Source organism: Terribacillus aidingensis, from assembly GCF_040703035.1.
GTDB lineage: Bacteria > Bacillota > Bacilli > Bacillales > Amphibacillaceae > Terribacillus.
The window spans coordinates 1,204,208-1,224,619 of sequence record NZ_CP159996.1 but is presented as its reverse complement, the minus strand read 5'-3'; the positions used below and the strand labels follow the sequence as shown (position 1 = coordinate 1,224,619).

The following is a 20,412-nucleotide window of genomic DNA, read 5'->3' as shown; positions in this document are numbered from 1 at the left end:
AAATTAAAGTTTGATAATTATCTAATTAGATGTTAATCTAATTATTAAAGGAGTTGAAAGTATGCAACTTGATAAATTAGTCCGTTTTCATAAAGCCGTCGGGGATGCAACGAGAATGCGGATCATTGCAGTTTTAAAAAAGGGGCCTCTGCATGGTCAGGCAATTGCGCATAAACTAGGTTTGAAACCCCCTACCATCACACATCATATGACGAAACTTAGAGAAGCCGGGGTTGTTTATGAGCGCAGAGACGGAAACACAATTTATTTTTATTTGGATGAATCGCGTTTGAAAAAGCTTGCAACCAGCATTCTACAGCTTGGTCAAGAAAGCGAACATCCAAGCGCAGATATAGATGCGGAAGAAAAACTTAAGTTAGTTAAAACCTTTTTTTCTCCAGATGGAAGGCTCACACAACTGCCTGCACAGGAAAAAAAACGCGTAATAGTTTTAGCTTATATGATCCAGAATTTAAAGCGGCATCAGGTTTATGAAGAACAAGAATTGAACGTATATATCCAGCAATACTACCAGGATTATGCAACGATTCGCAGAGAGTGGATCATGCATCATTTCCTTTACCGAGAGGGGAATACATATCAGCTTAATCCGGAAGAAATGTGGCCTGCTTCTTTTTAGGAGCAGCTTTCTTTCCACAACTAATTAGATGTATATCGAACAAGGAGGTACAGCATGATCTTATTACACAACCGTAATTTTAACTTGTTGCTAGTTTCCAGTATCTTTTCCAGCTTCTCTATTTCCATGTATTTACTCATCGAGCAATGGTATGTTGTAACCGAACTAGGTGTACCGAAATTGGTGGGAGCAGTTTTACTGGCAACAACTCTGCCTCGTGTTATATTCATGTTTATCGGTGGGATGCTAGCTGATCGACTTCGAAAAAGCCGCATCATTTTCTTTTCCCTTTTGTTTCGGAGTAGTTTGATGCTGCTTGCTGCGCTTCTTGCAGAAGGCGATTTACTTCATCTTCTGCCACTGCTCTTCTTGGCTGTCACTTTCGGTGTATCGGATGCTTTTTTCTGGCCTGCTCGTGATAGCATCATCACACAGCTTGTATCAGAAGAGCATTTGACAAAAGCAAATGCCTATATGCAGACCATCAATCAGCTTGGTGTAGTTCTTGGTCCGCCGGCTGCAGCCCTTTTACTATCTTTCTTTTCCTACTCCACAGTATTCGCTATCATTTTTTCACTTCTTTTAATCAGCTGTCTTTGCCAATTGACCATCAAGGAACCTCGAAAAGTGAATCAAACGGATGTAACTATTCGCTTTCAGATTAAGGAAGCATTGCAATACATACAAAGCAGCTCCATCCTTCGATTACTTATGCTGACTTTCATCTTCGATAACTTATTATACATAGGTCCGCTGATGCTGAGTATTCCGCTTTTCGCAGAAAGTGTATTTGCCGGCAATGCGTTTACACTAAGTTTCCTCCAAATCAGTTTTTCAAGCGGTATTATCATTGGTGGAATTCTGCTGGGTCTGCTTACAATAAAAAAGCAAGGACGCTGGATAACAGCATTCCTATTAGGAGAAGGTATACTCCTTTGTTTTTATAGCCAATCGGAAAACCTTATCCTTTCCAGTATCCTGCTCTGCCTGCTCGGTGTCTGTGTATCTGCCATTAATGTTCCCTTCATCAGCCTAATCCAGAGTGTTGTACCGAAGCATCTTATAGGCAGGGTGTTAAGTGTGAGCACGCTCGTTAGCATCGGCTTGGTTCCGTTGTCTTATGGACTGGTTTCTTTACTGCTGATAGCGGATATTTCAATTGTATCTATACTGCTGGTGTCCAGTTTAAGTATTGTTATTTTCAGCAGTATATTAATCTTGCAGAAAAATAGTTTTCGCAAGATTTAGGAATATGTAATGCAGGCACATTTCTTATGTACAAAGTTAATTGTATTAGAAAGAGGCTGGGAGAAAGTGTTTAGCCATATAAAAAACCGAACTATATTGCAAATCTTCAAAAGAAAATTTGCATAAGTTCGGTCTTGTTTGATTAGTTATCCATCCTAGCGTAGGCAGAACACGGAGACTCCTACGGGAACAGCACGAGCTGAAGACCCCGCAGTTGTAAACTTTCCACGAGGAGGCTGAGGCCGTGCCCGTGAAAAGCGGAGTGTTCTGCCGAAGCGGCTCTCAAGAATAACATTCGGTTTTAACCAATGGGAATCTAATTATGTCCTAGCCTCTTTTATCTTAAGAATATAAATGCGTAATAACGCCGATCAGAACGAGCAAAATGACCCCTGTTACCTTCCAGCTTAAACCGCCTGCTAAATCAACAAGGTTTCCACTATCACTTCTGTTGAATGCATCGCTTACATTTCCAGTTGGATTTCGATTTATTTCTTCTTGTCTCAATCTTTCTCTTCGCAGTTCAGCTGTTTCTTTTTCTTTACTCATAACAGCACCCTCTTTCAATCTGACTTTAAAAAAGCCAGCTTTCACTTTGAAAGCTGGCTAAATTTAATTCAATCCTTCAATTGAAATCTGCTCTAACGTTGCTGATGCTGCTCCATCCTGCATAGCAGCCTCAAAGCTGACTTGATCTCCTTCTTTCAGAAAGATTGCATATGGTGCATCTGTCGAATTAATGCTGTAAATAACATCCTGGTCCTTCAGCAAGAATTGAATTGTTTTCGCCCCGGCATTGTCGGAGGAAATATAGAGACGGTTCACTTCCCCGCTCACTTGCTGGACAGGAGCGTCTCCTGTGGATTCTGCTGTACTTGTATCTGTACTAAGCTGGAGTCGATACGCCTCTAACGTACTTTTAGCATTATCTCCAAACACAACATAGTCAGAATCTGCTGCCCGGACGTATGCATACTGCTTGAAAATACCATTGGAATCGAGCACACTGATCACCCAGGTCGGATTACCGTCTATATTGTAAAGTACGGGCATTTTCCCTTCCCATTTTTTCTCAGGGTATTCCTTCTCCACCACTTGCACAGCTCCGGAAGAATCCATGATGCCATTGTTCTTCTCACCACCAAAGAATGTCACTTCCCCTGTCCGGCCATCGACCATTGAGTAGCCAAGGGCAGAGTCGATATTTTCTTTCGGTGATTTGAAATCGGTGAAATACTGAATACTGCCATCTTCAGCGAAGACAGCTGTCACACCATGCTCCGTTCCGTTGTCGTTCGGAATCTTCACGCCGGCTTTCCCGAAGTGTCGGTTCCAGAAACCGCCGCTATATTCTCCATAATACGTATTAAGCTTACTGGCCATTTCTGGTGATATTGTGTTCTCAATAAAATCAGGCGCTTGATCAGCGTCATAAATTCTTGACTGTCCATTGTAAGGGTTCACAACCACAACCTGAATATTGTCCCCATTCGCTTTCTTTGTGAAAAGTTTCGGTTGGTAGACAGTCTGCACGTACCATGCTTTTCCTTCTTCATCGACTTCCAAGCGTGCATCCCCTTCCTGGATATAGGAAGGATATCGTGAATAGATAATCCGCTGCAAATCCTTATGGAAGTAAGCAGATGGTACATAGGATAATTTATTTTCCACAAATTCAGGCTGTGCCCCAAGATCTGTCGCGTCAATGACAAAGTAGCCGGAAGTCTCTCCGCCTTTCAGCCATTTGAAGAAACCGTCAAATTCCACTGGCGCAATGTATTCATTCGTCCCGCCAACAGTTTGCGTCTGAAGGCTGCCGAGATGATAGAGCTGTGTATCCGGTACTACGCTCATTTTTTTGTTCATCTTGTTCCGGACTGAGCTCGGTGCAATTGCTATGGGTGTCTTATCTTCATCAAGCGGTTTTGCTTCTTCCTCTGTTGATTTAACTACGTGGTCATACGTAGACTGATAAACTGCAAAATTAGCAATCACACAAACAACTGCTCCGATAATAATAACTGCTAATAGTATTGCCGCAAGTGAAACACCTGCATTTTTCGATTTCTTTTCTGCTTTTTTGCTTGCAAGAAGCGGAAAAGCGGCAAAGAAAATACCGATTGCGTTCAGCCAAAGGATATTTTGGATTATGAATGCTGGTAACACGAAATAGATGATAATGACTAGTACGATGTAAGCAGCAATACCTGTTGCCACGTATTGCTGGAGCTTTGCCTTTCCTCCTCCAGCTGCCAAGTCTGCCAGAGCGATCAGGATAAAGCCAGCAAGACTGGCTAATGCAATTAAAAAGATCATGCTGTTCCTCCTTTTGATGTCGTAATACCTATACGATATAAAGGAAGGAAAAGTTTCATCTCATCGAGTGTGTATTACATATGTACCGCCTATTAAATCATGGAGACCATGCCTATCCTCCATTATAAGCACCATAACAGCACTAATCAGTAATGATATACCTAAAGTAACTAATACCAGCAGTCCATTGCCTACGACCTCTCGAAGAATCATGTTGGTAAACGTGACATCTCCTCCGTCTGTTCGTTTGATTTTAATTCCCATAAGCCGCTTTCCAATGACATATCCTTTCCATAGAACAGGAAGTACTGTCAAATATATAACATATCCAATATCCCATAAGTAGCCATCTGACCATTCAATAGAAAATTCCCCCTGTATAAAGTAGAGCAGGATACTGATGGGAATAATAAGAATAAACATGTCGATGATACTAGCGAAAAACCTGATTCCAAATCCTGCACGATTAAATTCATACATTAAGATAACTCCCCCCAATATAACTTTAACATATAATTCCATTTATTGATGCAGCTAAAAAGGAAGCTGGACATAAGCGTTTTGGCAAACAAAAATGGACCTGCTGGTGAATAGAATAGTTCACCAGCAGGTCCATCTTAAAAATATTTAAAGTCTACTGCTAGTTAAGTAGGTACTTGCGCCAACTACACATAACTTTTCGAAAGCCATTACATGCAGTGTTATTTATTGAAGTAAGAAGTAAGACCTCGCCCTATGAAGTTTGCAGAAACTGGGCTTTTTCCGATTTCCCTTGCCCATATTGATAATTGCCCAATATGATGAATTTCATGAGCAATAATATGTCGCATGACTTCACCCCAAGTATCCGTTAAAACTCTTCCATCTGATAAGGTATCGTAAAATATACGTCCCTCCATATTAGCATCCCATTTGTTAACAAAGCTTTCTACTTCTAAATGAAGATCAGCGTTTAATTCTCGAACCTTTTTCAAGCTCTTATAAGCATCGAAACTGTCCTGGAAGTCGGTTTTGTCTTGTATGAGACGTATCCAGCTCCATTCGACATCAACTATATGGAAAAGTGTATGTAATATACTTCCCTTTCCACCCGTGCGGTCTAGTAGCAGTTCTTCTTCATTCAACTCTTCACACCATTGATACCATTCTTCTCTAACCATCCAGTTATATTTAAAAAATAATTGCAAAGAAGCACCCTCCCAGTTTGGAGATAATTAAACGGTGACAAAATACTAGAGCAATACCAAACATTACATAACTACTTTTTCTGCATGTCTTTGTTGAATTCCTTGTTTTATTTATTTGCCCTATGAGAAGGTAAAGTAATACAAGAGGACACAAATAAGCAATTAAACTGCCATCTAATATCTATTGAAGATAAAAAGGACTGCTTTAAAAGCAGTCCTTTAATGGATCACTTGTTTATTTCAGTTGTTTTAGTTCAAATCTGTCGAATGCAGCCCAATTACCGGCTTTTGCGTCAGAACATACTCCAATTTCAAGCTGTCCTTTTGAAACCCGAATATCATCGATTTTGTACTTTGTATAATTTGTTACCTCTCTTGATCCTATTTCAGTTATTTTCTTAGTTTCGCCGTAATCTGTTGCATAGAAGTGAAGCTTGTTCTGTCCACCACCTGAGCGAACCCAAACGCTTGCCTCATAGGTACCATCTGGTATGTTTTCTACCGTTTGTGCAGTCCGCTGTTGATAAGCATCCGAGTGCCAGTGCGTAAGTTTGTAAACTCCGGTAAAAGGTTCATCTGCATCTGCTTTGTGTGCTGAAACACCGTTATTCCATTCCATCCACTGATTTAATGTTCCTGTTTCAAAGCTGCTGTTTTCAATCAGGTTAACGTCTTCCTGAGGAGAAGGACGAGGCCACTCATAGGTCCCTACCGTTCCTGCCGGCAATGCTGCAGTAAATTGCTTGCCTTCTGATACAACTCGAAACTTTTGTGCTTTGTCAGTCTGGTTGATAACCACTGTTACGATAGAGTCGTCAGGATTAAGGAAAGAAACATTTGTAACCGAATCACGAGATCCGTAGTTACTGTCAATCCGCTTCGCACCACGATCTACAAACTTCGAGTAATTTCCAGTCATATAATAAATCGGTATTTTCCAGTACTTATTTACCTTATCTGCATTTTGAATCAACATTGTTGGATCAGGTGTACCAATCCAATGGTGAGTGCTTATGTCGCTATCAAGCATCGTTACCCATGCATTGTAGCTTGCTGCGCCGTTTCTGAAGTACTGGGCAATTCGGTCTGCTCCAGCAGTACCCCAGACAGATCTTTCGGTAAGATGAATGCTTTTATCCGGAAAAGCTCGGCTAATTTCTCCCATTGCTTTAGGTTCACCAGCATAATCGTGAAATGCGATTCCTGCTATTGATTTATCTGCCGTTCCGTCCTCGAAAACGGTTGAAACATAATCCCTAGCTTCACTGAAGTTATGATCGAATGTCCATAGTTTTGTATCTAAGTGATGGGCATCCAATTCGTTTCGGAGTAAAACTGCCAGTTCTCTTTGCTGTTCCGGCGGCATGTACATACTAGGATAATCGATTTCAAGCAACGGTTCATTTTGCATAGTCATCGCATATATCGGAATTCCCTGTGCTTCATATGATTGGACAAATTTCCGATAATAAGCTGCAAGTACTTCTGTATTCTTATCTTCTAACCGCCCGCCTATCAAGCTTTTATTTGTTTTCATCCAAGCAGGCGGGCTCCATGGTGAGGCAAATATTCTGATGTCTGGATTGATCTGTAATGCTTCCTTTAGCGTTGAGACAATATTTAAATCGATATCACGCTGAATGGAAAACTCGCTTAAATCATAATCCGTCTCCGTAATAGGAATATCATTATAGGTATAAAATGCATCTTGTGCGGTAAAATCAGAAGTTCCAATCGTAATCCGGATAACATCCATCCCTATTCCTTTCTTTGGATCAAACAGATCTTTCAGCGCTTGCTTCCGCTTACCCGATTCCATTTTTGACAAATTGTAGATCGATGATTCTTCTAAAGAAGTACCAACTCCAAGCATCTCCTGGTACTGTTTGTCTGGGTCTACAAAAATCGTCGTACCGTCAATTTCCTTTTCTTCTGTTATATCGATAGATTGCTGCTGATCCAGCTTATACGTGATTTCTTTCGGTCCCTCGTACCAGCTTCTGTCAGCTGGAGCATTTTCCGAGCTAAACCATACCCTCACTTCTTCTTGCTTAGATTTGGCAAGCGTAACGCCTGGATTCATTGAAATGATAAGAACAGTAATAAGAACAATGAAAAATGGTTTCGACAATCTTTTTATAACATGCATTGTCTTAATCCTTCCCTTCAATTGCTGTTATAAGCCTTACTCTATCTTCATTCATCATAATATTAAAGCGCTTACATTTAATAGGTACCATTATCCCGAATTATCTACCATATTATTTAGCAGTCTAAAAATAAAAGAACCTCTGCAGAAGTTCTTTAAGCAAATCAGTATACATCGTCAACACGGAATAAACATCAGAATACTATTCATTCTTGCGGTCTATTCATGATGCAGAATGTCTTGTAAAGTATGGCCAAGTGTTTTAAACCTGAAGTTATACCCTTCACGTTTCAAACGGTCAGGTATAACCCAACGGCTCTTCAGAACCAACTCTGTTTCAGTCCGAATGAAAACGGATCCTATCTCCAGCATCCATTTAGGAGCAGGCAAGCCCAATGGAGTATTCAATTCCTTTCTCAGTGTATGCATCAATTCTCGGTTTGTAACAGGTTGCGGTGCAGAACAATTGAAAACGCCGCTCAGGTGTTTCTTTTCTCTTAAGAAAAGTATGATTTGAAATAAATCTTCGATATGTATCCAGCTAAACATCTGCTTTCCCGAGCCTTGTATCCCTCCCAATCCGAAACGGACCAAATTCCGATACGGGGTCATGACTCCTCCATCTTTACCTAGAACAATAGCAATGCGCAAAGCGACCTGCCTTGTTTCGGACAACCTAAACGAAAAGAATGCATCCTCCCATTTCGTGGCAACATCGACTGAGAACCCTGAACCAATTTCTCCATCAGCTTCTGTCATCGGACGATCTTCCGCATGACGATAGATGGTGGCCGTACTGCTATTAATCCAAAGTTCAGGAGGATTGCTGCAGGACTGGACAGCCTCACCCAATATCTTAGTAGTAGTAATCCTGGAATTCATTATTTCCTGCTTATTCGTTCCATTGTATCGGCAATTAACAGATTTCCCAGCAAGGTTTATGAGAAGTTCAGCATCTTCCAATGTTTCTTGAATGGATAATTTATCATCCCAGTGGATGTGTTGTTTTTGCCTTGAGATAATACTGACCTCATAACCTAATTCCTGAAATCTCTTTTGAAAGAATTCCCCGATAAATCCTGTTCCTCCAGCTATGACCACTTTTCTCATATTTATTACTCCTCGCTTATCTATCAATTTTGAAATCATCATACAATAAAATCCCATCTCCTTCTGAAGACAGAACCTTTATTATGCGGTAATCACCCTTTGGAAAGCTGTAATTGAAAGCATCGAATGATGCAAAAAAACTGGATTCAGAACCAGGATCAATGATTATGCCATCCTCATGAAAACCCACATTGTCTTTAAGTGGTATCTGTAACCATTCTTCTTTCTTCTTATCATACTTTTCAAGTACATATGCACGACCTATAGCAATGGGAAATTCACTATTGTTTTTTATACGAAATTTAAAACCATCTACCGTTTCTATGTTATCAGCTTCTATTTCGAGCAGTACATCCTTTGCAGACGTCAACTCATCTGCATACTTACTTGGCTCAAGCTCTGTCTCACAACCAGCTATAAAGATCAATAACAATAGAAAAATGATTTGCTTCACAATAATCCCCCTCCATAAGCAAACTTTATCATAGTTATACCCTTACAAAAATACCCAATTCAAATTAACCAATCGTGGATATGATGAATATTCATCATATCAAACAGACCGTAGTAAAGCTGATTGATTCTACGTGTATCCTTGTTCGTTTCATTTGTTTTACGAATAAATTTCAGAATAAAAAATTAAGGGTTGATTCCAAAGTAGCTAAACATTATTATAAAACCTATAGAAATACTCGGAATAAGAGAGGTGCTTCCATGCTTCAAATGATCTTAACAGGTTTACTATGCGGGGCGTTGCTTGGATTTGTTATGCAACGTGGTCGTTTTTGTTTAACAGGCGGCTTTCGTGATATGTATTTATCAAAAGATAATCGCATGTTTTACGCGCTATTAATTGCAATAGCTATCCAAAGCGTTGGTGTTTATACAATGATCAGTTTAGGGTTATTCGAATTTAATGCTGGTTCACTGCCGATTGTTGCTGTAATCATTGGATCCTTTATTTTCGGTATCGGTATTATCTTTGCTGGCGGATGTGCCACAGGTACTTGGTATCGCGCAGGAGAAGGATTAATCGGCAGCTGGATTGCATTGGCTGGCTATATGCTTGTAGCTGCCATGATGAAAACAGGCGTTTTGCTGCCACTGGACACAGCAGTAAAAGAAGTACAGGTAGAGTCTAACTCAATTGCCGCAACATTTGGTTTGAATAACTGGGTTTTAATAGCTATTCTTGTAGTGATTGTCGGGTTTGTTGTTTTCCGCACTATAAGGAAACCAACAGTCAAAATTCCCGGGTTAAAACCGAAGAAAACCGGTCTTGCACACATTCTTTTTGAAAAACGCTGGCATCCATTTGTCACTGCCATTCTTATCGGACTCATCGCTATACTTGCTTGGCCTTTAAGTATCGCTACCGGTCGGATTGCCGGATTAGGAATTACAACTCCTTCTGCTAATATTCTGCAATACTTAGTTACAGGGGAACTAAGCTTTATCAATTGGGGCGTATTCCTTGTACTCGGTATTTTCTTAGGTTCTTTATTTGCTGCAAAAATGAGTGGTGAATTCAGATTCAGGCTGCCTGACCTTAAAACGACAATCAATAGTTTTAGCGGCGGATTAATGATGGGCTTTGGAGCAGCTTTAGCCGGAGGCTGTTCGATTGGGAATGGTCTAGTTATGACTGCAATGATGACATGGCAAGGATGGATATCTCTGGGGTTCATGATGTTAGGTACATGGACTGCGTCATACTTTGTATTTGTACGTCCACGAAAAAAGGCTAGTCAAACCACACAAGCAGCGACTGCTTAAAAGGAGTGTATAAGAATGAAAAAAACATTGGAAGTAATGGGGATGGTTTGTCCATTCCCGCTAGTAGAAGCAAAAGAAGCAATGAAAGAAATTCAAACGGGCGATGAGCTGGAAGTTCAATTTGACTGTACACAAGGTACTGAATCCATCCCACGCTGGGCTGCCGAGGCAGGTCATGAAGTGACGGCATATGAACAATTAGGCGAAGCTGCTTGGACTATTACAATTAAAAAGAAATAAAAAGATTGCAGAGAACTTCTTGATTCTCTGCAATCTTTTTCTATTAAATGAAATGACAATCCGCAACAATACTCTTTGTGAACCCGAGGCAAAAACTACTTGACTTGTTAACGGACTCAAAGTTCTCTATACTTTCTCTAGGAGGGGATAATAATGAGTGAAGACATATCGAAGATTAATTACCGCGAAGTTATTGAGTATTCATTGGATCCCTTAATTGTTCATACAGATCTAAAGATCATTTATGTTAACCATGCGGCTGAATTATTCTTTAATGGAAAAAGAGAAGATATCATTGGAGCAAGCCCGTTAGATATTTTTCATGAGAGTTCTAAATCAGCGATTCGAAAAAGAATTCAGTCGGCTTATGCTAAGCCTGCAGAAGTGATAGAGGAATCCATCTTCAAACTGGACGGTACAACTGCAGATGTGGAGTTATATTGTCACCCGGTCTTAATTGAGGACACGAAAGCCATTCAAACTTATGTAAGAGATATCTCTGAGAAAAAACTAACTGAGAGAAAAAGCCAGGAATTGATGAATCAAATCAATGAACTTTCAGCTACTCTCGTGCCTCTTTTAAACGGAATAGCCATTCTTCCTTTAGTTGGTTCAATTGACGAGGAGCGGGCAAAACATCTTTTGAATCTTGTTCCTATTAAAGCGAAACAACAGAATGTACACTCTTTGATTATCGATTTCTCAGGTATCTTGCAATTAGACAAAGTTGTAACAGATTATCTCTTCAAGATTAATCACGTTCTCTCTATGCTTGGTATAAAGTCTGTCTTTACCGGCATGAGACCCGAGCTTGCGATAGAAGCAGTTGAAATGGATATCAGCTTGTTATCATCACCAACTATGTCTACAGTAAAAGATGCTTTGGATTACCTAGGCGTGCATTAATTCGGACTTCTTCTTTATATCTTATTAAGCAGTTCAAACATGATTTTTACAACTTAAAAGAGGAGCCGAAATATATAACGGCTCCTCGGGAAAATAAATTTTAACTTTAAAGCAAAACTCTCTCGACTGCCAAAGGCCTTAAAGCACTCGTTTCATCAATATAGATGAACCCATCATAGCGCTGTGACATATGAGAAGGCACATAATTACCAAACTGTTCAAACTCCGGTCGATACACTACACCTATCGCGCGATGTCCGATCTTCTGCTGGAATAAATGTTTATTCTCTGTATCGAAAAAGAGCATTTTATCAAATGCGCCGGCTCTATGCATGAGGTCCTCCCATGATCCCCCAATTGCTTTTGGAACAATCTTCACATCATGATTGACTCCCCATTCATCCGCAGCTATTACTGTTCCTCTGTTCGTACCGAATCCGATGATATACACATCTTCCTGAGCATTTTGCTGCCGTATAAGCTCGCCGACATTGACCATTCCATTATGCGCCATGTCAGTGGCTCTGGCGTCTCCAACATGTGTATTATGCTCCCAGACAATCGCCTTAGCTTTTGAGCCATAAAACTTCATAACCTCGTTCAGAGCATGCACCATATGTGTATCCCTTATATTCCATGATTCTTCATCTCGAACGACCATCGAGCGGTAATAATGCTCGGCATTATAAGCTACGAGCGCATTTACCTCCAGGTTAAGACGGAGCTCCTCTTCACATGGATACTGATCTTTCTTTTTTTGAATCGTTGCTAATAGCTTTGCAACCTCATCAATACAGCCTTCAGAATATAGACCAGCAGAAACAGCATATTCCTGATTGTCTCTGTTGAATGGTTCAAAACAAGTAAATGCTTTTTTGGCAATTTCGACGTCAGGAGAATCAATCTTCGTTAAGTACGAAATCACTTCCTCCATGGATTCCCAAAGACTGTACATGTCTATTCCGTAGAAGCCAACTTTTGGCTGCACATCGTGCTTTTCATTGTATGTCTTCATCCACTCGATCAAATCAATAATTTCTTCATTCGCCCACATCCACGTCGGCCATCGATTAAAACTGCTAAGGACCTCCCGAGCTGAGCCGCTTACCGTGTCGTAACCCTTGATGTAGCGGTTAACAGCCTGACAAGCGGGCCAGTCTCCTTCTACTGCTACAAATGTAAAACCCTTTTCTGTAATCAGCTTTTTGGTTATCTCCGCACGTACGGTATAGAACTCAGATGTACCATGCGACGCTTCTCCAAGCAAGGCAAATTTTGCATTGCCGGCCCTTTCACTTATGATACTTAATTCAGCTTCACCAGTTAGTGGTATTGCGTATTTTTTGATTGATTGTATTGTCTTTAAATCCATTTTAAACCCAACTTTCACTCTGAGGTGTGATAGATTTAAGTTTTGATAAAACGGATGAAAAAATACCTTAAGTTAATATCTTTAACCCTTTTAATCCACATATTTTTGCTTTTTCTTCGACTCGAGCATATCTCCTGTCCAGCCCTTCGCCTTTAAGAACAAGTAAACCAGAAGAGTCGAAAGGAGTATTAAGATGAGGGCTCCTGCATACCCGAACTTCCACTTCAATTCAGGCATATTATCGAAGTTCATGCCCCATAATGCGCCGAGCGCCATGACTGGTGTGAAAAGTACAGTCATAACAGTCAGTGTCTTCATAATTTCATTGCCTCTAAAAGAAGAGACAACATCTTCAAAGTCAATTAAACCTCTGATTTCCTCTTCATACGCTCTAACAAGATTCTCACAGCGCTCAACACGATAGTGTGTTCGTTTAAAATGTATGTTATCAGTATATCCCTCACCGAATGCTTCGACTACACCAGTTTTAACCTCTATGAAGGGAATCAAAAAGTTCTTCCATACTAATATCTCATGCCGATTTTCAGCAATTTTGTTAAGCAGCTTTGTATCATTATTCTCTTTCACCTGCCAAAGCAAGTCCTTCAATCTGACTTCATATTGATCGATTTTATGTAAAAAAGCTGAAATGATTTCTCCAAGGAGGATCATAAATCCTTCAATCGCATTGTCCGCATTTTGCATTTTAGCGAGAATATCATCTTTTGTTGTAGTCGGCAGCAGCTTAAAATCAAGTGCAGTTGTCAGCAGCGTGTTCTCTTTTACAAAGAAGTGAAAAAGATGCTTTTCTTCCTTCTTGGCTGCTTCCTGGACATATATGAGCGAGCCCCAAAGAGCCAGAGAGTCCTGATTTGTCGTCTCCATCTGCAGACTATTCGTGTCGGAAGAATGTATATGTTTTACCCATGGAATATGTATGGTGTACGCGTTTAGCTCGTCTTTTTTCTCTAAATCCTTCTTCTCATCTAACTGAAGCCACTCCCATGCAGTACCTGAAAAAGCGTGCTTCTCCATGTTTTCCCCTCCATTATTTTTCTATTCTACTTCCCTTCCAATTCGCTGAATAATCCATTATTCTCCACTTACTTTGGACGGTCACCATACTAGTGACAGCTGAAAATTGCAACGTTCCAACAACAAACCCTTTACAAATTCAGCTATCTTTTTTACTATAGACGTATCAATTGCATAAGCTTGCGACGCACTGGGGGAGCTGGTAACGGCTGAGAAGAATCATCTGATTCTGACCCTTTGAACTCGATCTGGATAATACCAGCGTGGGGAAGTGCAGCCAGAATTGTCCTGTTACTTTTGTATATTCTGCGACTGCGCCCTATGGTGCCGTCGCTTTTTATATGCAAAAAAATAGGAGGAATCATGATGGAAATTCAAAATTATTGCGGGACCAGTCGGATTGCCGGCTGCAGTTTTTCGGTTTATCCAATGGCTGACAGGTTCAAAGAAATTATATTAGAGGCACTGAGAACCGTGGATACGTCGAAAGTATGGATTGAGACGGACGATGTCACTACACTAGTTCGCGGGAGAATACCGCATGTATTCGATGTCACCTCTGCTATTTTCCTTGCAGCAGCCAAAGATGGCGATCATGTTGTGTTCAATGGTACATATTCCATCGGCTGTCCTGGAGATTCCACTGGGGACGTATACATGGCCGAGGACGAAACAAAGCTGAACCTACCTAAAGTAAAAGATATGAAGCTTGAAACAGCATCCAAATTCTCGCTTTATCCTTTAGGCGGCGGAAATTACATGGACACCATCTATACGCAAATTGATAATATGCGCTCTCGAGGAATCACTGTTTCCAAATCCCATTATTCCACTCGTCTTGATGGCAATGCTTTTGACGTCTTTATGGGTTTGGAGCATGTTTTCACTGAAACGGAGGCTTCCGGATCATCTCACACCGTAATGACGGTGACAATGTCTGCGAACAGTCCGTCTGCCAAGGGGGTAATCAAATGAAAAACTGGCGCATGAAAGATATCGTAGTCATGGCGGCACTCGCTGTTGTATTCGGGATTGTTTATCTCTTGTTCTTGCCGGTCAACGTCATCATGATGGGGATTGTCGGACCAATCGGAACCGATATCATCTTCGGAGTATGGTTCCTCGTCTCCATCGTTGCAGCTTATATCATTCAAAAACCCGGTGTTGCACTGGTATCGGAAATAATAGCCGGAATTGTCGAAGTACTGATTGGAAGCAGCGTCGGACCGATTGTCATCCTTTCGGCTATTGTTCAGGGACTCGGAGCTGAAGCAGCATTTGCCATCACACGCTATCGCTCTTATCATGTCCTTGTTTTGATGGGGGCTGGTGTTGGGGCCGCCATCACAAGTTTCATATGGGGATATTTCCGCGGCGGTTTTGTCGCCCTTGACCCTTCTTACGTTGTGCTTATGCTTATAGTCCGGATCATCAGCGGAGCTGTCATAAGCGGCTTGATCGGCAAAGCCATCAGTGAGGCGCTGGCTAAAACAGGAACTTTGACAAGCTTTCCCCTTGGTAAAACCTATCGCCAGCGAAAAGCAGGATGAAACAATCCCTTCTGGAAGTAAACCAGCTTACCGTGACATTTGAGGAAGAGAGCATTCCTACCTTAACTGATTTGAGTTTTACGATCCAGGAAGGAGATAGTATTCTCCTGCTTGGACCAAGCGGGTCCGGAAAAAGCACACTCACGTACTGTTTGAACGGGTTGTATCCAAAAGAACTTGATGGAAAGATGTGCGGCAGTATCTACTTCGCTGGATCCAGGATCGAGGATTTCAAAAGTGGGAAAATCAACTTAGAGGTTGGAACGGTATTTCAGGACCCCGAAACACAGTTCTGCATGCTAACCGTAGAAGACGAGATTGCCTTCGGGTTAGAAAATAAAAAAATGGCTCCTGCTTTGATGGATTCAGAAATCGATCGGGTTCTTTCCCTTGTAGGTTTAAAGCATAGGAGAAAAGATCAAATTCACACCCTATCCGGTGGACAGAAACAAAAGCTCGCACTGGCTGCAGTGTTGGCTCTCGAGCCTCGCATGCTTATTTTAGATGAACCGACGGCCAACCTGGATCCGGCTGCGAGCAAAGACCTTGTCGAAACGATACGTTTGTTAAAAGAACAGCAGGATATGACGCTTTTGATCATAGAGCACAATATTGACTATTGGCAGCCAATTATTAACCGGACGATGCTATTGGAACGAGATGGCTCTTTATTCTTTGACGGAGACTTGAGTGAAGCAGTCAATCTCTATGACGAGGAGCTGCAGGGGCGAGGCATTTGGCTGCCAGAAGCAGTTCTGCTTACCAAGCAAGCACAGCTTCCAAAACCTTGGCCGCTTACTGTTGACCTTCTCCCTCATGGTTTGCAGTTTCAGACTAAAACACCAGAGGTTATGCAGACCAAGGAACGTATAATTCAAGTGGAAAATGCTATCTTTCAACATAAAGAAAAAGTCCTACTGGATATCCCTAATCTTGATATTCAGCAAGGAGAATTCCTGGCTATTACAGGTAAAAACGGTAGCGGAAAGACGCTTCTTTCCCGACAAATTACTGGATTGCTGAAGCTCACAGCCGGAGATATCGAATTTCTCGGAAAGAAGTTACGTCGTTGGAAAACAAATGAACTCTACCAGCAAATCGGTTATGTATTTCAAAATCCTGAGCATCAGTTTCTTACAGACTCTGTTTGGAATGAAATCGCCTTCGGACAGACAGTAAACGCGGATGAAATTCAGAGGGTCTTGGAGGAAATCCAGTTAGCTGCACAAGCCGATAAGCATCCATTCACCTTGAGCCAAGGTCAAAAACGACGGCTCAGTGTAGCGACCATGCTTGTTCAAAAACCTCAACTGCTCGTGCTTGATGAGCCAACATTTGGCCAAGACAGCCATACTACTGAAGTACTGATGGATCTAATCTGGAGACATCATCAACGCGGGTGCACCATTGTCATGATTACGCATGATATGGAACTGGTCGATCGTTTTGCTTCGCGCGTGTTGATTGTGGATCAAGGGCGTATAGTAGCAGATGACCAGCCTGCAGGAATTTGGAAGAGAAAAGATCTGTCAGACTATGGACTCTCCCTTCCCGCAAAAGAAGCTTACAATAAGCGGACACAGGAGGACAGCCTCTATGCATCATATCAATCCTAGCATCAAAGCAGGGACAGTGACGATAGCTGCGATCGTCATAGCTTTCCTCTTTGATCCATTGGCATTGCTTTTGTATATCGGCTGGACCATGGCTGTCACATTGCTGTTGGGTAAAGTACAGATAAGGAAGTACCTCCTATATCTGCTTCCCTTCACCCTGTTCGCTATCGGTATGCTCGTATCCACTCTGCTGTTTGCGAAAACACCGGAAAATCCTTCTGTCACCCAGCAGTTCCTCTTCTGGGACTTGCCGAAAGAAACGGTGCAGGATGCACTTGCATTAGCTATCCGAGTTTTCAGCTACGCTACACTATCCTTGCTATTTGTCCTGACAACAGACAAAGTGGCGTTCATCTTAAGTCTTATTCAGCAATGTCGCGTTTCACCGAAACTTGCATACGGCATTTTAGCTGGCTATCGCTTTTTGCCTTTATTAAAAGATGAGTTAACGACGATCCGCTCTGCGCATCTTATTCGGGGAGCCAAAACGAATACAAGCAGATTCAGCCGATACAAACAGTACACGATTCCCCTGCTGGCCAGCGCAATCCGCAAAGCTGAACGGACAGCCATAGCCATGGAATCCAAAGGCTTCACAGGAGAAAGAGACCGCACATTTTACCGTACGTATCATACAAGGTGGACAGATTGGATTTTTGCTGCAGTCATGCTTGCCGCCATTGCGCTGTGTATCATCGTTTCCAAGTCGTTTCAGTAAACGGCAGAAGGGTTATAATGGAGAAAAAAGGAGAGATGAAGATGTGCGGCAGATTTACATTACTCACTCCCTGGGAAGAGCTCCTGCGAACCTATGATGCTGTCTCAGAGATGGAAGCACTCGAACCAAGCTACAATATCGCTCCAACGCAGCAAATTGCAGCAGTCATCCATGACGGGACCAAACGCCGGCTCGGAACCCTGCGCTGGGGACTCATCCCGCCTTGGGCACCAGATAAGAAGATCGGCAGCAAAATGATCAATGCCAGATCCGAAACACTGCTGGAAAAACGCAGCTTCAAGAAAGCATTTCAGAAACAGCGCTGCCTCATTCCCGCTGACAGCTTCTACGAATGGAAAACCGAAGACGGCAAAAAACAGCCCATGCGCATCCAGCGCAAAGATAAAAACCCACTCACATTCGCAGGACTGTGGGAGAAATGGCAGGATGAAGATGGCAGCAACATCTTCACCTGCACCATCATCACAACCGAAGCAAACAGCTTCATGCAGCAGATCCATAACCGAATGCCAGTTATACTGTCAGCTGCCTCTCAGGACAAATGGCTCGACCGGGAACAGCAAGATCCAGATAAATTGCAGGAATTATTGAAACCTTATTCCGAGGAATTGACGGCTTACCCTGTTTCTACGCTTGTTAATTCGCCGAGGAATAATAGTGAGGAATTGATAAATCCATTGTGAATGGAGCATGCCGGGAGCATGCTCTTTTTTTATGTAGTAATTAACAAAATCACTCAATAACATAATCGTTTAAATTTATCGCGTAGCCTACACTCATCTCTACGTAATTAATTCCAGACAAGCTGTTTTTGTACTCAACAAAAACTGGTGTGCTTTGCTCCAATTGATTCACTTGTAGATACCCTATTAGCTCCCAATACTTTTCTTGGGATTTCTGGTCAAAGTCTTCCATTATTCTCGTCATCAACATGGGACTAAGTGTGAAATAACTCCGGAATCTAACCTCTTCCTCTGGATTAATGTAACCTTTTATTGTACCTTCATCTACTGTTAAAAAAATCTCTGCCGTCATAATTTCACTCTGTGGATCACTTATAATAGAGAAGAACATATTTCCAGACAAATGCAGACCGCTTCCTTCTAAGATTTCTCTAAAGTCGTCCATGGCCTTATCGATTTCTTCAGGTCGGAAAGCATAATACTTTGAAGCTACATTACGATAAGCAAACTTGTGATTCGTTATCAATTGGAATCACCCCGCTTTATTGGTACGTATACATCAATAATAATGTCCTCGTAGACTTCTAGTAAAAAACAATAGAACGAGTCTTCCAACTCAATGCCTTTTAAATCTGCATATTCCGTGATCTTAGAGTATGCTGTTTGAAAATCCATTTCTTCCGATGCCTGCCGTAACACTAATGCCTCTCCTATTTCTATTTCTGATTCAAAGCGGAATTTCGGATGTCCCTCAAGTTCTACCCATTCATTTACCGGTAGATAATATTCAAATTGTCCATACTTGGGTTCATTATCAACTGATTTTACAGAAAAGAAAACCGGACCATTCCGGTAAATATCTTCGTTCAGGATGAAATTTTCCATAATAACTACACCATCTTGCCAGTCTTCACGTAACATTGTATTTTTATATATTAGTACATTCGTAAAGTATAACTGCTTAATTTCAAGGTTCATTTGGTGGTTCCTTTCATTTTTGATAATGGTTGTTCAAGCTATTAAACCTTAAATATTTATGAGGGAAAGTTAACCGGTCTGCATACTTCTATACTCTCTTTACTTTCATGGGTTTTAAGCCACCCTTTTTATTATGATTAAAACTCTCGAACTTATATTTGCAATATAACATTACCAGCTGTTCAGGAAGAACGAATTGCATTGCAAAGTAAATTAATAATCCTATAACGCTAAACACAATAGTATCAATAGCCAAATAATCTAAACTTCTAATCAAGAATTGGATTATGTAAACTAGTCCAACGCTAGCGAGAATAATAGTTATCTTATTTTTGGAAACCAAATCTTCTAAAACCGATCTATTTCTATCTCTAGAAGTCCCTAATCTATATGCGCCCTTCTTCAGTAACCCATAAAAGCGAATTAACGTTACTGCGAAAATAATAATTCCTACTATTAAACAGAAGATGGTTAACCAAATTAAGTCACTCGTGTTCATTCCTGGGTCTTTTCCGATTAAGAATAAACAAGCAACTAACGGCAACCAAGCAAATATATTTTGAGAAACGATAATAATTATAAGGTACTGTATTCTTTCAAACCTTCTATAAATAGTTGGTATCGCGAATAATATTGAAAAGATGCATATTAAAATAGACATATATAAATGAATTTCTAATAATAAATCTTTATATGGATAAGTAGATTGATCGTACATTACAATGTATGTTATTAAAAATAATATTGGAGTCATAATAATAGATAATATTAATACTCCTCCTAACATAGATGGACTTTGCCTTCCTGATTCTAGCGTTTTTCTTAATACAGCAAAGTCCTGTTCATTAAATTGTTTCAATGATTCTT

21 protein-coding genes, 1 pseudogene and 1 riboswitch are annotated in these 20,412 nt (G+C 41.0%); of the genes and pseudogenes, 10 read left to right on the top strand and 12 right to left on the bottom strand.

Annotated features, from left to right (window positions below):
• Positions 1–61 precede the first annotated feature (61 nt).
• Positions 62–640, top strand: coding sequence for a metalloregulator ArsR/SmtB family transcription factor (locus ABXS78_RS06605; protein WP_366249435.1), 579 nt, complete (start codon positions 62–64; stop codon positions 638–640).
• A gap of 54 nt (positions 641–694) precedes the next feature.
• On the top strand, positions 695–1,888 hold the full coding sequence (locus tag ABXS78_RS06600) for an MFS transporter (RefSeq protein WP_366249434.1): 1,194 nt from the start codon (positions 695–697) through the stop codon (positions 1,886–1,888).
• Between the two features lie 342 nt (positions 1,889–2,230).
• Here the strand turns inward: ABXS78_RS06600 and ABXS78_RS06595 are convergent, their stop codons facing one another.
• The 7 genes and pseudogenes from ABXS78_RS06595 to ABXS78_RS06565 all read right to left on the bottom strand — a co-directional run bounded on the left by ABXS78_RS06595 (position 2,231) and on the right by ABXS78_RS06565 (position 9,104).
• Positions 2,231–2,437, bottom strand: coding sequence for a DUF6366 family protein (locus ABXS78_RS06595; RefSeq protein ID WP_366249433.1), 207 nt, complete (start codon positions 2,435–2,437; stop codon positions 2,231–2,233).
• A 63-nt stretch (positions 2,438–2,500) separates the two neighbouring features.
• Positions 2,501–4,204 (bottom strand): DNA-binding protein, encoded by a 1,704-nt coding sequence (locus tag ABXS78_RS06590; protein ID WP_366249432.1) that lies wholly within the window; start codon positions 4,202–4,204, stop codon positions 2,501–2,503.
• 60 nt (positions 4,205–4,264) lie between these two features.
• Positions 4,265–4,684: an RDD family protein gene (locus ABXS78_RS06585; RefSeq protein WP_366249431.1), complete on the bottom strand. Its 420-nt coding sequence runs from the start codon at positions 4,682–4,684 to the stop codon at positions 4,265–4,267.
• Between the two features lie 221 nt (positions 4,685–4,905).
• Positions 4,906–5,391: a DinB family protein gene (locus ABXS78_RS06580; protein WP_095222933.1), complete on the bottom strand. Its 486-nt coding sequence runs from the start codon at positions 5,389–5,391 to the stop codon at positions 4,906–4,908.
• A 694-nt stretch (positions 5,392–6,085) separates the two neighbouring features.
• Positions 6,086–7,474: pseudogene (locus tag ABXS78_RS06575) on the bottom strand (glycoside hydrolase family 30 beta sandwich domain-containing protein); the annotation flags it as partial.
• A 285-nt stretch (positions 7,475–7,759) separates the two neighbouring features.
• Entirely contained in the window at positions 7,760–8,650 is an 891-nt protein-coding gene (locus tag ABXS78_RS06570; RefSeq protein ID WP_366249430.1) for a TIGR01777 family oxidoreductase, read from the bottom strand.
• Positions 8,651–8,666: 16 nt separating this feature from the next.
• A complete protein-coding gene (locus ABXS78_RS06565; protein WP_366249429.1) occupies positions 8,667–9,104 on the bottom strand; it encodes an immunoglobulin-like domain-containing protein in 438 nt (145 codons plus the stop codon).
• Positions 9,105–9,364: 260 nt separating this feature from the next.
• On the opposite strand from ABXS78_RS06565, the gene ABXS78_RS06560 reads away from it, so the two are divergent.
• The 3 genes from ABXS78_RS06560 (at position 9,365) to ABXS78_RS06550 (ending at position 11,572) form a co-directional block, all read left to right on the top strand.
• Positions 9,365–10,426 carry a YeeE/YedE family protein gene (locus tag ABXS78_RS06560; RefSeq protein WP_366249428.1) on the top strand — a complete coding sequence of 354 codons (1,062 nt, stop codon included), beginning with the start codon at positions 9,365–9,367 and terminating at the stop codon, positions 10,424–10,426.
• Between the two features lie 15 nt (positions 10,427–10,441).
• Positions 10,442–10,666, top strand: coding sequence for a sulfurtransferase TusA family protein (locus ABXS78_RS06555; RefSeq protein WP_095222928.1), 225 nt, complete (start codon positions 10,442–10,444; stop codon positions 10,664–10,666).
• A gap of 153 nt (positions 10,667–10,819) precedes the next feature.
• Positions 10,820–11,572: a PAS domain S-box protein gene (locus tag ABXS78_RS06550; protein ID WP_366249427.1), complete on the top strand. Its 753-nt coding sequence runs from the start codon at positions 10,820–10,822 to the stop codon at positions 11,570–11,572.
• Between the two features lie 106 nt (positions 11,573–11,678).
• Here ABXS78_RS06550 and ABXS78_RS06545 read toward each other — a convergent pair whose 3' ends face one another.
• Together ABXS78_RS06545 and ABXS78_RS06540 are read right to left on the bottom strand one after the other, a co-directional pair.
• The gene (locus ABXS78_RS06545; RefSeq protein ID WP_366249426.1) at positions 11,679–12,944 is read right to left on the bottom strand and encodes an erythromycin esterase family protein; all 1,266 of its coding nucleotides are present in this window, start codon (positions 12,942–12,944) and stop codon (positions 11,679–11,681) included.
• Positions 12,945–13,034: 90 nt separating this feature from the next.
• Complete coding sequence (locus ABXS78_RS06540; RefSeq protein WP_366249425.1) at positions 13,035–13,979, bottom strand: magnesium transporter CorA family protein; 945 nt, start codon at positions 13,977–13,979, stop codon at positions 13,035–13,037.
• A 182-nt stretch (positions 13,980–14,161) separates the two neighbouring features.
• A riboswitch (TPP riboswitch) is annotated at positions 14,162–14,266 on the top strand.
• A 76-nt stretch (positions 14,267–14,342) separates the two neighbouring features.
• Here ABXS78_RS06540 and ABXS78_RS06535 point away from each other — a divergent pair.
• The 5 genes from ABXS78_RS06535 to ABXS78_RS06515 are packed head-to-tail and all read left to right on the top strand — an operon-like array spanning position 14,343 to position 18,567.
• On the top strand, positions 14,343–14,954 hold the full coding sequence (locus ABXS78_RS06535; RefSeq protein ID WP_366249424.1) for a YkoF family thiamine/hydroxymethylpyrimidine-binding protein: 612 nt from the start codon (positions 14,343–14,345) through the stop codon (positions 14,952–14,954).
• Entirely contained in the window at positions 14,951–15,529 is a 579-nt protein-coding gene (locus ABXS78_RS06530) for an ECF transporter S component (protein ID WP_366249423.1), read from the top strand. Before ABXS78_RS06535 ends, ABXS78_RS06530 begins: the two co-directional genes overlap by 4 nt.
• The gene (locus ABXS78_RS06525; protein ID WP_366249422.1) at positions 15,526–17,145 is read left to right on the top strand and encodes an energy-coupling factor transporter ATPase; all 1,620 of its coding nucleotides are present in this window, start codon (positions 15,526–15,528) and stop codon (positions 17,143–17,145) included. Before ABXS78_RS06530 ends, ABXS78_RS06525 begins: the two co-directional genes overlap by 4 nt.
• Complete coding sequence (locus tag ABXS78_RS06520) at positions 17,126–17,863, top strand: energy-coupling factor transporter transmembrane component T (protein WP_366249421.1); 738 nt, start codon at positions 17,126–17,128, stop codon at positions 17,861–17,863. Before ABXS78_RS06525 ends, ABXS78_RS06520 begins: the two co-directional genes overlap by 20 nt.
• A 41-nt stretch (positions 17,864–17,904) precedes the next feature.
• Positions 17,905–18,567: an SOS response-associated peptidase gene (locus ABXS78_RS06515; protein WP_366249888.1), complete on the top strand. Its 663-nt coding sequence runs from the start codon at positions 17,905–17,907 to the stop codon at positions 18,565–18,567.
• A 49-nt stretch (positions 18,568–18,616) separates the two neighbouring features.
• Here the strand turns inward: ABXS78_RS06515 and ABXS78_RS06510 are convergent, their stop codons facing one another.
• The 3 genes from ABXS78_RS06510 to ABXS78_RS06500 form a co-directional block, all read right to left on the bottom strand.
• Positions 18,617–19,093 (bottom strand): DUF5085 family protein, encoded by a 477-nt coding sequence (locus tag ABXS78_RS06510; RefSeq protein ID WP_366249420.1) that lies wholly within the window; start codon positions 19,091–19,093, stop codon positions 18,617–18,619.
• Positions 19,090–19,545: a DUF5085 family protein gene (locus tag ABXS78_RS06505; RefSeq protein WP_366249419.1), complete on the bottom strand. Its 456-nt coding sequence runs from the start codon at positions 19,543–19,545 to the stop codon at positions 19,090–19,092. The genes ABXS78_RS06510 and ABXS78_RS06505 overlap by 4 nt, the downstream gene beginning before the upstream one ends.
• An 88-nt stretch (positions 19,546–19,633) precedes the next feature.
• Positions 19,634–20,404, bottom strand: a complete 771-nt coding sequence (locus ABXS78_RS06500) for a hypothetical protein (RefSeq protein ID WP_366249418.1) — start codon at positions 20,402–20,404, stop codon at positions 19,634–19,636.
• Positions 20,405–20,412 lie beyond the last annotated feature (8 nt).